Source organism: Aliirhizobium wenxiniae (assembly GCF_014201355.1).
Lineage (GTDB): Bacteria > Pseudomonadota > Alphaproteobacteria > Rhizobiales > Rhizobiaceae > Neorhizobium > Neorhizobium wenxiniae.
In genome coordinates this window covers 766,942-779,311 of the sequence record NZ_JACHEG010000001.1, presented here as the reverse complement: position 1 = coordinate 779,311, position 12,370 = coordinate 766,942, and the positions used below count along the sequence as shown (strand labels likewise).

Annotated in this window: 9 protein-coding genes; 6 read left to right on the top strand and 3 right to left on the bottom strand. The window is 58.5% G+C overall.

Features of this window, described 5'->3' with window-relative positions; genetic code table 11:
• The first annotated feature begins 136 nt into the window (after positions 1 to 136).
• Positions 137 to 1,360: an MFS transporter gene (locus tag HNQ72_RS03805; RefSeq protein WP_183989665.1), complete on the top strand. Its 1,224-nt coding sequence runs from the start codon at positions 137 to 139 to the stop codon at positions 1,358 to 1,360.
• Between the two features lie 89 nt (positions 1,361 to 1,449).
• The gene (gene ypfJ, locus HNQ72_RS03800; RefSeq protein ID WP_183989663.1) at positions 1,450 to 2,355 is read left to right on the top strand and encodes a KPN_02809 family neutral zinc metallopeptidase; all 906 of its coding nucleotides are present in this window, start codon (positions 1,450 to 1,452) and stop codon (positions 2,353 to 2,355) included.
• 57 nt (positions 2,356 to 2,412) lie between these two features.
• On the opposite strand, the gene HNQ72_RS03795 is transcribed toward ypfJ, so the two are convergent.
• Both HNQ72_RS03795 and HNQ72_RS03790 read right to left on the bottom strand, forming a co-directional pair.
• Complete coding sequence (locus tag HNQ72_RS03795; protein WP_183989661.1) at positions 2,413 to 4,191, bottom strand: sensor domain-containing diguanylate cyclase; 1,779 nt, start codon at positions 4,189 to 4,191, stop codon at positions 2,413 to 2,415.
• 188 nt (positions 4,192 to 4,379) lie between these two features.
• On the bottom strand, positions 4,380 to 4,859 hold the full coding sequence (locus tag HNQ72_RS03790; RefSeq protein ID WP_183989653.1) for a DUF2938 domain-containing protein: 480 nt from the start codon (positions 4,857 to 4,859) through the stop codon (positions 4,380 to 4,382).
• A gap of 164 nt (positions 4,860 to 5,023) precedes the next feature.
• Here HNQ72_RS03790 and HNQ72_RS03785 point away from each other — a divergent pair, with 164 nt between their 5' ends.
• The gene (locus tag HNQ72_RS03785) at positions 5,024 to 6,271 is read left to right on the top strand and encodes a TCR/Tet family MFS transporter (RefSeq protein ID WP_183989651.1); all 1,248 of its coding nucleotides are present in this window, start codon (positions 5,024 to 5,026) and stop codon (positions 6,269 to 6,271) included.
• 127 nt (positions 6,272 to 6,398) lie between these two features.
• Complete coding sequence (locus HNQ72_RS03780) at positions 6,399 to 7,796, top strand: MATE family efflux transporter (RefSeq protein WP_183989649.1); 1,398 nt, start codon at positions 6,399 to 6,401, stop codon at positions 7,794 to 7,796.
• A 37-nt stretch (positions 7,797 to 7,833) separates the two neighbouring features.
• On the opposite strand, the gene carA is transcribed toward HNQ72_RS03780, so the two are convergent.
• Positions 7,834 to 9,039: a glutamine-hydrolyzing carbamoyl-phosphate synthase small subunit gene (gene carA / locus HNQ72_RS03775; protein ID WP_183989647.1), complete on the bottom strand. Its 1,206-nt coding sequence runs from the start codon at positions 9,037 to 9,039 to the stop codon at positions 7,834 to 7,836.
• 302 nt (positions 9,040 to 9,341) lie between these two features.
• On the opposite strand from carA, the gene HNQ72_RS03770 reads away from it, so the two are divergent.
• Positions 9,342 to 9,794, top strand: a complete 453-nt coding sequence (locus HNQ72_RS03770) for a GatB/YqeY domain-containing protein (RefSeq protein WP_183989640.1) — start codon at positions 9,342 to 9,344, stop codon at positions 9,792 to 9,794.
• 131 nt (positions 9,795 to 9,925) lie between these two features.
• Positions 9,926 to 11,944: a DNA primase gene (gene dnaG / locus HNQ72_RS03765; protein WP_183989638.1), complete on the top strand. Its 2,019-nt coding sequence runs from the start codon at positions 9,926 to 9,928 to the stop codon at positions 11,942 to 11,944.
• Positions 11,945 to 12,370: the final 426 nt, after the last annotated feature.

Sequence of the window (12,370 nt, the reverse complement as noted above, 5' to 3'; positions counted from 1 at the left end):
TTCGCATTGCGGGCGTACCGCTTGACCACTTGCTGTCATAGACAATCGAACCGAGCGGTACTATTCCTGCCGATTATCAGGAACAGAGGCGGCAGGCGGCATCCGAGGCGACGTCTGCCAGCCGGGAGAGAAATCCATGGCCGATGCAACATCCAAGACCGCTGGCGCCCCCGCCGGGGCAGCTGCGGCAGAAAAAACCGTTCTGCCAATTATCCTGGCGGCAAGCTTCTGCCATATGCTGAATGACATCATGCAGTCGATGATTTCGGCGATTTATCCGATGTTGAAGGCGGACTTCCATCTGGATTTCTGGCAAATCGGCATCCTGACCCTGGCATTCCAATGCACGGCCTCGCTGCTGCAGCCGGTGATCGGCATCATCACCGACAAGAAGCCCTATCCTTATTCCTTGCCGATCGGTATGGCCTCGACCTTTTTCGGGCTTATCCTGCTGGCTTGGGCGCCAACCTATGCCATTCTCGTGATTGCTGCGGGTCTTGTTGGAATCGGGTCGGCGGTGTTTCACCCCGAGGCATCCCGTGTTGCACGGCTTGCCGCCGGCGGCCGCTACGGATTTGCCCAAGCGACATTCCAGGTTGGCGGCAACTTCGGCCAGTCGATCGGGCCGCTGCTTGCGGCTTTCATCATCGTGCCAATGGGGCAGGGTAGTGTCGGCTGGTTTTCGGGGATGGCGCTTCTCGGCATCATCGTCCTGACCTGGATTGCCAGCTGGTACAAGGCACATATGGCTGCCAACAAGGGGAAGAAGAAGGTTCTCGGTGCCCACAATCTATCGAAGAACACGGTGGTCGTCGCGCTTGTCGTTCTGACGATCCTGACCTTCTCGAAAAACGCCTACATGGCTTCGATCAGCAGCTACTACACCTTCTTTGCGATCGAGCGGTTTGGAGTTTCGGTGCAGATGTCGCAGATCATGCTGTTCGTATTCCTCGGTGCCGTGGCGCTAGGCACCGTTGTTGGCGGTCCGATCGGCGACCGGTTCGGCTCGAAGGTGGTTATCTGGGTCTCGATCCTTGGCGTGCTGCCGTTCACGCTCGCCATGCCTTACGCGAACCTGCCGCTGACGATCGTGCTTTCCGCCATCATCGGCTTCATCATGGCCTCGTCCTTCCCGGCGATTATCGTCATGGCGCAGGAACTGGTTCCTGGCAGGGTGGGCATGATTGCCGGCATCTTCTTCGGTATTGCCTTCGGCGTAGGCGGCATTGCGGCAGCTGTGCTCGGCGTTCTTGCAGACAGTCACGGGATTGTCTTCGTCTACGGCGTCTGCTCCTTCCTGCCGGCGATCGGGTTGCTGACGGTGTTCTTGCCGAGCAAGAAGCAGCTGCAGGTGGCGTGAGGGCATTTCGCCAATCCCTCATCGCCTTTCCTTGCCGTTGCGCTATATTGTCCTTTCTTAATACATGAAGCCGTCGAGGAGTGGGCACTATGGAATGGAAGGGTCGCCGGCAGTCGGATAATGTCGAGGATCAGCGCGGGGCTTCAATGGGAGGAAGCCCGTTCGGTCGCGGCGGGATGCGTATTCCGATCGGGGGCGGTCGAAGAGGCGGCGGTGGCCTGAGCATTGGCGGCATTGTCGTCGTGCTGATCATCTGCTGGATCACCGGCATCAATCCGCTGACGCTGCTTTCAGGCGGTGATATCGGCTTCGATGGCGGTGACAGCTCGCAGCAGACGCAACAGGGCGCGCCGGCCAATGACGAGATGACCGCCTTTGTGCGCACGGTTCTCGCTGATACCGAAGACACATGGTCGGAAGTCTTCAAGTCTGCCGGACAGACATATCAGGATCCGACACTGGTGCTCTTTTCGGGCCAGGTGCGCTCGGCCTGCGGCTTCGCCTCATCGGCTTCCGGACCGTTTTATTGCCCAGGTGACCGCAAGCTCTACCTCGACACGACATTTTTCAACGAACTTTCGCAGCGCTTCGGTGCGTCCGGCGATTTTGCTGAGGCTTATGTGATCGCACACGAAGTCGGCCACCACGTGCAGAACCTGATCGGCGTTTTGCCGAAATTCAACCAGATGCGCCAACGGATGAGCGAGACCGAGGCAAACCAGATGTCGGTACGGGTCGAGCTGCAGGCTGATTGCTTTGCCGGCGTCTGGGGCAAGCGCACTGATCAGAAGGGCTTTCTCAGCCAGGGCGACCTCGAGGAGGCGCTGAACGCTGCGCAGCAGATCGGTGACGATACGCTGCAAAAGCGGACGCAAGGGTATGTCGTGCCGGAAAGCTTCAACCACGGCACGTCCGCGCAGCGGATGCGCTGGTTCAAGCGTGGTTTTGACAGCGGCAACATGAATGCCTGCGATACGTTCTCAGGGGATGTATAGACCATCTTTGTCGGGCGAAGATCGCCGTGGCCGCGGAAATGATTGGTGACGGAGCGGTCAGGCCTGCTCCGGCATTTCGTCCTTGATCCACTGATTGCGGCCATTTCTTTTCGCCGCGAGCAAAGCCCTATCCGCTTGCTCCAGAACGCTGGAGATCGTGCCTCCCTGCGGACGGGTGGAAATACCGAGCGAAATCGTAACCGGATCGAGCAGCCGGCCGCGGTAGGACAGAGGAGCTCGTTCGACGGCGTGTCGCAGCCGTTCCGCAACCTTCTCTGCATCAATCTCTGTAGTGCCGGGCAAAAGCACGGTGAATTCTTCGCCACCGAACCTGAATACATCGCCCTTTTCGCCGACCACCTCCAAGAGGATGCGAGCGACGTATTGCATCACGGCATCCCCGGCATCATGGCCGAATTGATCATTGAAGCGCTTGAAATAGTCGATGTCGATCATCAAGCAAGCGAGCGGAGTGCCTGGATTTTCAGTAAGCCTGTTCAAAGCCTCGTCGAGAGAGCGCCGGTTGAGGAGGCCAGTCAAGGCGTCGCGTTTAGCCATGCCAACCAGGCGTTGCCGAAGCTGCAGGTTGGCGACGGCAAGCCCTACATTCTCTGCCAGTAGCTCGAAATACAGGCGGTCCGCCTGCGAGGTATGATTGCCGACGGCGGTCTCAAGATAAAGGAGGCCGACGATGTCTCCGAGTGCGGTCAGCGGAATGCAGAGATTGCTGTTTTGGGCCATATGAATGTGGTGGCAGATAACATCGTCACCATCCGGTTCACTCAAATGCGGACGTCCGCGCCGCAGTGCCCAGCAGTCATCGATAGAGAAATGCAGTTCGGATGCGATGGGATCCAGCCATTGTCCCCGCGAGTGTAGGGTGGAACCTTGTTCTTTGATGATGAACAGGTGGCCCGGCGCATCTGGAAAGATCTGCGGCATGAAGCGGGAAACCACATCCGACAGTTCCTCCTGGTTCTGGCAGGCCTGCACGCGATGCATCATCTGCAGCATCAGATCCTTCATGCGCTGGTCCTTGCGGCGCTCAGCGTCGAGGCGCTCCCTTTCCAGCCCATTGTTACGGAAAATCTGGATGGCGTGGTTCATTTCACCGATCTCATCCCGCCTTCCGTCGTCCAGAACCTCAACGTCGTACTCCTGACGTGCCAACCGAGTGACGACGTTGCTCATCCTGATCAGCGGCAACGCCACGCGCCGGCTCAAGACGAAGTAAAGCACGGCCAGAAACATCAGGGCTGTCAGAACCAGCATGGATTTCGCAATGTTGCCGAAGAAATCGCTTCGTGCCTTGGCGGCATCCACAGCGAACTGCGAACGTGCGGTAACGCTGGCTCTTACCTCTTCGACCTGTTTCAGGAGTTCGGTCTGCAGGCGGTAATGTTCGTCACCAAAGAGAGCTTGTTGCGCGTCACTCTGCCGGCCGGCGCGGTAAATGCTGATGGCTTCCTTTTCGATTGCGTCGATCGCATCTGCTGCATTTCGAATGCGGTCGAACATCGTCTTTTCTTCCGGGGAGATGCCGGTGCCGGACAGTTTTGCGATACTGCCTTCAAGATGTCCTTCCTGATCGTCATCCACGTAGAACCGTGCCAGATGCTGTTCATCGCCACGCATGACATAAAGGCGTGCCTCGTCTGTACGGCTCTCGGCAATGACTGCCAGTTCTTCCGCCAGATCATCCACCTCAAGATGTTGCTGGATCGCCGTGCGCTCTTGCGAGGCGCTTCTCGCGGACAACATGAAGGTGGAGGCCGATATGGCCGTGAGAACGAGAGTTACCGCATAGGCAAGATGTGTGATCGTACTCAGTCGCATCCTGAACCGCCATCTGTTCGCCGACGCAGGATGTCTCCCAAGGTCGGGCAAAGGTGTCGCGCGCCCATGTTAATTCGTCGTGATAAACGGGAAGTCAACGACAAGAGATCCACCTGTAACAATGGATCGGCTCTCGCACCTCATTGCCGGCGTCCCCGGTGGTTCCGATGACGGCGTTTAGTCGAATATCAGCGGATCAGCAGTGCCGTTCCGTAAAGTCCGAGTGCGAAAACGGTGTGGGCGACAAAATTCAGTAGCCGCACCTTTTTCGGGTTGGGCGTTTTCGAGGCCGCCCAGCCGAGGCCCATGCCGGGCTGCATCAGGAACCAGCCGGCACCGATCGTGACGATGCCGAGGATCCAGGCGGGCAGGAAGGTCGGAGACCGCATCCAGTCGGGTCCCATGATCAGGGCGAGAATGACGCCATAAAGAATGCCGACGGCATAATGGCCGATCCAGCCAAGCGCCAATTCGTGGCGATAAGGTTCTGCGGCTGCAATGCTGTCGTGGAAGACTTTGCCCTTCGCCAGATGCCGGAACCAGCGACCCGCGGGCGCCCAGTTCGGCTTGGGCTGCTGGTAGACGAAATGCAGGACAAGCGCCCAGATATCCATAAGCACCGTCGCCCCGATGCCGATCAATATGCCCTGCCAGATCAACTCAATCATCACACTCGCCCCCTGATTGTCGAAGGATATAGCCGCGATTCCGTCGTCGCTGGCATCAGAAATTTTGAAATGTTCCCGTATTGTTCTGATTTTCTTTTTCCGCTATGTAGGCGTTCCGGCGATCCAATCGTCTTCTCAGAATGAGATATTGAACGAGGCATTCGATGCTCGAACCGAAATCCGTCCGCCGAGGACTGTTTCTCGTCTTCGTCATTCTGTTTCTCGACGTCATCGGTATCGCGATCATCATGCCCGTCCTGCCGGCCTTCCTGCAGGAATTGACCGGGGATGATGTCAGCACTGCTGCAATCGATGGCGGCTGGCTTCTGCTGATCTATTCGGCGATGCAGTTCCTGTTTGCGCCGTTGATCGGCAATTTGTCCGATCGCTTCGGGCGGCGGCCGATCCTGCTCATCTCGGTGCTGACCTTTGCCATCGACAATCTTATCTGCGCCGCCGCGACCAGTTTCTGGATGCTTTTCATCGGCCGCGCCCTGGCAGGTTTTTCAGGCGGCAGTTTCGCCACCTGTTCCGCCTACATCGCCGATATCAGTGACGACCGCACGCGGGCACGCAATTTCGGCCTGATCGGTATCGCCTTCGGAGTTGGCTTCACGATCGGGCCTGTGATCGGCGGCCTGTTGGGAGAGTTCGGACCGCGTGTGCCGTTTCTGGGGGCCGGCCTGTTGTCGCTCGCCAACTTTATCGCAGCATGGTTCCTGCTGCCGGAAACACTGGAGCGGCACAACCGGCGGGCCTTCGACTGGCGGCGGGCCAATCCGCTTGGGGCTCTGCGCCAGATGCGCCACTATTCCGGTGTTGGTTGGATATTGCTGGTGATGTTTCTCTACTGGCTGTCTCACGCCGTTTATCCGTCGGTCTGGTCGTTCGTGTCGACCTATCGATATGGCTGGAGCGAGGCGCAGATCGGATTGTCGCTTGGTCTGTTCGGCATTTGCGCAGCACTGGTCATGGTGTTTGCCCTACCGCGCCTCATTCCGATTCTCGGCGAATGGCGAACCAGCGTGCTCGGGATCTGTTTTTCCTGTCTCGGTCTCGCCGGTTATGCCTTCTCCTGGGAAGGCTGGATGGTCTATGCCGTTATCCTGTTGACGACGATCGAGAATGTTGCCGATCCCGCATTGCGTAGCATCGCCTCGGCCAAGGTGCCGCCGTCGGCGCAGGGGGAGTTGCAGGGCGCGATGACGAGCATGACCAGCCTAACGACCATCATCGGGCCGGCCATATTCACCCAGCTTTTCAGCAGGTTCACGGGGGAGGGCGCGATCGTCGAATTTGCCGGAGCGCCCTACCTGATGGCGGCCATCTTCATGGCGTGCGCAGCGATCGTGTTCGTTACGCGCATATCGCGAGACACCTCGGCCGTAACCCCGATCCATCAGGTTTCGTGAAGTAAGCCGCACAAAAACTACTGGATGGACCGCCAGCCTTGCCCGAAAAACCTGCCGCCTTTATAGGCAAAGTGCTGCGCCGCTGACCATTTTCTGGAAGCGGCCTTTTCTTTTATCGAGGTTTGAAATGTCGAGTTCGCTCAACACGGTCGCAATCGAAAACCGGGAAAACTCCTGGGCCGGGCATCTGCGTGCCACGTTTGCTCTGGGGATTCCGCTTGTCGGCGCGCAGCTGGCGCAGATGGCGATCCATACGACCGACGTCATCCTTGTTGGCTGGCTCGGTACCACGGAGCTTGCATCCGTCGTCATCGCGACACAGGTCTTTTTCATCGTCTTCATCTTCGGCACAGGTTTTACCAGCGCCGTCATTCCGCTCGTTGCGCAGGCCCTCGGACATAATGACAAGGTGGGTGTCCGGCGTGCGGTTCGTATGGGGCTTTGGGTCGTTATCGCCTATTGCGCCCTGATGGCGCCGATCCTCTGGTTTTCCGAGCCGATCCTGCTTGCGCTCGGCCAGGCGCCGGATGTGGCGGCGAATGCCCAAGGCTATCTGCGCATCGCGCAGTGGGGCATGTTCCCGGCGCTCGGCCTGTTCGCGATCCGCAGCTTCGTGACCGGGCTCGAGAAGGGGAGCATCGTTCTCTATGTCACGCTCGGCATGTTCGCGATGAACTTCGTGGTGGCCTATCTGACGATCTTCGGCCATTTCGGCGCACCTCGTCTCGGTATCCACGGTGCAGCATTTGCGGCCGTCTGCGCTAATCTTACCGGCTTCATCATCATCATCGCCTATGTGCAGATGCACGAGGCGACACGGGCTTACGAGATTTTCGTGCGTTTCTGGCGTCCGGACTGGCCGATCATTCGTGAGGTCTTCGTTCTCGGCCTGCCGATCAGCTTTACCATTCTGGCCGAAACCAGCCTGTTTGCAGCCGCATCGCTTTTGATGGGAATGATCGGCAAGCTGGAGCTTGCGGCTCATGGTATCGCGCTTCAATTGGCGTCGATTGCCTTCATGATCCCGCTCGGGCTGGCGCAGGTGGCGACCGTTCGCGTCGGGCTTGCAAATGGTCGCGGTGATGATCTCGGGGTGAATCGGGCAGGGATCGCGGTCCTGGTGGTCAGCGTCGTCTTTGCGATCGTCGGCAGTGTTCTTTATGCGGCGTTCCCATATTTCTGGGGTGGCCTGTTTCTGGATACGACCCAGCACGATGCTGCTGCCGTGCTGGCGCTTGCCGCGCCGCTGATCGTCATCGCCGGGGCATTTCAGCTGGTCGATGGTCTACAGGCGGTCGGCGCCGGGCTGCTGCGCGGTCTCAAAGATACGAAAATCCCGATGATCCTTGCGCTGATCGCCTACTGGCCGATCGGTTTCGTCTGCGCCTATGTCTTTGCCTTCCCGCTCGGTCTCGGTGGCAAGGGTGTCTGGTTCGGCTTCGTGCTGGGGCTTGCCGCTGCCGCGATCTTCCTATGCGTCCGTTTCTGGATGCTGGTGAAGAGCCAAAAAGAAATGGCCCGCTGAAAGCGGGCCATTCGGAAGTCCTGAAGAAATCTGACGATCAGCGTTCGGCGAGAGCCGGTTCGCTCTTCTTCTCGCGCACCAGATTGATGAAGCGGCGGAAGAGATAATGGCTGTCCTGCGGGCCGGGAGATGCTTCCGGGTGGTGCTGGACGGAGAAGACCGGCTTGCCGGAGAGGCGCAGGCCGCAATTCGTTCCGTCGAAGAGTGAGATGTGAGTCTCTTCAACGCCTTGCGGCAGCGACTTCGAGTCGACTGCGAAGCCGTGGTTCATCGAAACGATTTCAACCTTGCCCGTCGTATGGTCCTTGACCGGGTGGTTGGCGCCGTGATGGCCCTGATGCATCTTTTCGGTCTTGGCGCCGAGAGCGAGGCCCAGCATCTGGTGACCGAGGCAGATGCCGAAGGTCGGGATGTCGGTCTTGATGATTTCCTGGATCACCGGCACTGCGTATTCGCCGGTTGCAGCCGGATCGCCCGGGCCGTTCGACAGGAAGATGCCGTCGGGCTTCAGCGCCAGAATGTCTTCGGCAGAGGTCTGAGCCGGGACGATCGTCACCTTGCAGTCGAGGCCGGTGAACAGGCGCAAGATGTTTCGCTTGACGCCGTAATCGATGCAGACCACGTGGTACTTTGCGTCTTCGGCCTTCAGTTCGCTATAACCTTCGTTCCAGACCCACGGCTTTTGCGTCCACTGCGAGGACTGGCCGGAGGTGGCTTCCTTGGCAAGATCGAGACCTTCTAGACCGCTCCATGCCTTGGCTTCGGCTTTGAGCGCCTCGATGTCAAAGACACCATTCGGGTCGTGAGCGATAACGGCGTTCGGTGCACCGTGTTCGCGGATCCAGGCCGTCAGCGCGCGGGTGTCGATGCCGGACAGGCCAATAACGCCCCGGCTCTTCAGCCAGCCGTCGAGGTCCTTGGCTGCACGGTAGTTGGACGGGTCGGTGATGTCGGCCTTGAAGATGACGCCGACCGCGCCGCGGCGCGCCGCGGGCGTCAGGTCTTCGATGTCTTCGTCATTGGTGCCGATATTGCCGATATGGGGGAAGGTGAAGGTGACGATCTGGCCGAGATAGGATGGGTCCGTGAGGATTTCTTCGTAGCCGGTCAGCGCCGTGTTGAAGACGACTTCCGCCGGAACCTTGCCGGTCGCGCCGATGCCGGTGCCTTCGATGACAGTGCCATCCGCAAGAACGAGGAGGGCGGTGGGCTTCTTAGGTGTCCAGGGAGCGGAGCCGGTCATGTCTATCCTTCTGACCCATCGTTCCCGTCTCGGCGAAGACAGGCTGCAGGGGTTCATGTTGTCGCAGAAAAGTGCGCAAGCGTCATCGCCGGCGGCTCTTCAATCCAAATGTCGTGCAGGTGCGGGAAAATAAACAAAGGCTAAGGCGCGGTCAATCTCATCCGTTAAAGAATCGCCCTCAATCGGCAGGTGAAAGCCGGAAAAGATTGATCGGCTTCTCTGCGTGATCTATCACCGCCGTCAACGGCCCTTACATGGGCGCTGCGGGACGATCGTGCCCGCCATGACGGAGAACACCTGAGATGATGCGCGAAAAGCTCACAGAAACGATGAAGGAAGCGATGAAGGCGAAGGACAGCCGGCGGCTTTCCACCGTTCGCCTGATCCAGAGCGCGGTCAAGGATCGCGACATCGCCAATCGCGGCGTCGGCAAGGATGCCGCCACTGACGATGAAATCCTGCAGATCCTGCAGAAGATGGTGAAGCAGCGCGAAGAGTCGGCGAAAATCTATGAGGATGCCGGACGCGCAGAGCTTGCTACGCAGGAACGCGAAGAGATTGACGTGCTCAAGACCTTCATGCCGGAGCAGCTTTCCGATGAAAAGGTCGACGAGATTGTCGCAGCCGTCGTTGCCGAGATCGGCGCTGCCGGAATGAAGGACATGGGCAAGGTCATGGCTATTTTGCGCGAGCGCTATGCCGGCCAGATGGATTTTGCCAAGGCTTCCGGCGTCATCAAGGCAAAGCTCAGCTAAGGTCGGGACTGCCGAATTGAGGCATCGCGGCGCCTGCGGGCGCCGCAATCGTTTTACAAAGGGCTGTGAATACCGGGCAAGAAACATCTTGGCCGTGGTGCAGCCCGTGACTTCTGCCTATATGAGTAGACATGCGCTTTTCAAACACGTTCCTAGACGAGATACGCGACCGCGTGCTGATCTCCACGGTGATCGGCAGACGTGTGACGTGGGATCGGCGCAAAACGAATGTATCGCGCGGGGATTATTGGGCCTGCTGCCCGTTCCATGGCGAGAAAAGCCCGAGCTTTCATTGTGAGGACCGCAAGGGGCGATATCATTGCTTCGGTTGCGGTGTCTCGGGTGACCATTTCCGCTTCCTGACAGACCTTGAGGGGCTGAGTTTTCCCGAGGCCGTGCAGCAGATCGCTGATCTTGCCGGCGTTGCGATGCCGCAGCCTGATCCGCAGATGGAGAAGCGCGAGAAGGAGCGGACTTCGCTGCAGGACGTCATGGAAATGGCGACACTCTATTTTCAGGACCAGTTGCAGAGCGCCAATGGCGCCAAGGCGAGAGCCTATCTTCGTGATCGCGGATTGACCGGTCGGACGATCGAGACGTTCCGTCTGGGCTATGCGCCCGAAAGCCGCAATGCTCTTAAAGAGTATCTTGCGGGGAAGGGTGTGCCGAAGGAGCAGATTGAGGCTTGCGGTCTTGTTCGCCATGGATCGGATATCCCTGTCTCCTACGACTATTTCCGTGATCGCATCATGTTCCCGATCCTGTCGTCGCGCGAAAAGGTTATTGCCTTCGGCGGCCGTGCCATGGCTGCGGATGCGATGGCGAAATACATGAACTCGCCGGATACCGAACTCTTTCACAAGGGGCAGGTGCTCTACAATTTTGCGCGCGCAAGACGGGCAGCGCAGGCGGCAGGTGACCGGAAGCAGAGCGGCACGCTGATTGCCGTTGAAGGCTATATGGACGTGATCGCGCTTTATCAGGCCGGCGTCGAAAATGCCGTGGCACCGCTTGGCACGGCGCTGACGGAAAACCAGCTCGATCTTCTCTGGAAGGTAAGTCCGCAGCCGGTACTTTGCTTCGATGGCGATGGCGCCGGTATCCGTGCGGCCAATCGTGCGGCGGATCTTGCCTTGCCGGCGATCAAGCCCGGAAAGTCGGTCAGTTTCGCGCTTCTTCCCGATGGCAAAGATCCGGACGATCTGGTGAAAAACGAGGGCAGGGAGCCATTCGACAGGGTACTGTCGGAGGCGCGACCGCTCGTCGACATGATCTGGCAGCGTGAGACCGCGGGCTCCGTCTTCGATACGCCTGAGCGGCGGGCTGAACTCGATGCCCGGTTGAAGCAGATCATCTCGGTGATCGGCGATGAGAGTGTGCGTTACCACTATCAGCAGGATATTCGCGGCAGGCTCGGTGCCTTCTTCAGCCCGTTGGGTGGGACAGGCGGGGAGCGTCGCCAGAATTTTCAGCGTAACAATACTGCCGGCCCCGGGCGTAAGGCTGGGCGCGGCGGGGCACCGCAAGGCGGATCGGTCGTGGCCGGAGCGATGATCGAAAGCGGAACGGCGGGAAGTGCAAGGCTGAACCAGATGCTGAAGCTTTCTTCGCAGGCGCGCCCCGCGCTGCGCGAAACCGTGCTGGCGCTAACGATCGCAAACCATCCGCAATTGCTGCTCGACGAATACGACGAGATTTCATCTGTCGATTTCGAAAACAAGGATCTGCAACGGTTTTGGTCATCGCTGCTCTCGATTGTCGGTCAACTCGGGACAAAGCTCTCTGTTGAGGCGGTTCGTGAAGGGCTTGTCGCTGAAGGGTTTTCCGATCTGCTTTCGGCTATGAACCAACAGGTGCGCAATGCCCGGCTCTGGACGGCGACGGAGGAGGCTGATCCTCAAGATGCATTGCACGCCTATCGCCAGACGCGGGCGCTGCATTCGCGCAACAAGGAGCTTCGCCTGCAGAAAATGGAGCTGCGGCGCGAAATTGAGGAGCTTACCGGCGACGAGGAGGAGCGTGGGGAAATTCTCTTGAGGGCGCTTCTCGAGATCCAGAATGAAATTACCCGGCTGGAAGCACAGGAAGCGATTATCGATGGTTTCGGAGTGCTTTCGGGGCGAGTGAAAGGTGCCGCGGTCAGTCACTGAATGCTCGAAGGACCGGGCATTGGAGGCAAACTACTGGAGAGTCATAGAAGCTCTTCTGTTTATCCAGTTTTTTGCTTCCGTGCAGTCTCGCCCTCTTGCATTTTGGTTGGCCCTTGTCTTATGGGAAAGCCTGCCTACATATTCGACGAAACTGGTGAACATGCCTGGCACGGGCAGGTGTAACGCGTCTTTTTCCAATTTTCCGGTGTAAATCTCGGGGAAAAGCTTGACGGATCGTTAATTTGTGGGAATCACCATTTCAAGGCAAGTTAGGCGGATTGGGTCGATCGTGTCGGTACTACCGGCAATCCGGGGCGTTTGTTCTGTGCGGAACAGTCGTCTGTGGTAATTCGGAATTAAAGGTCATTCCGTTACGAGTGGGCAAGTGATTCGCGGTTAGGGTATGAAGCCTTCAACCGCCAGCCA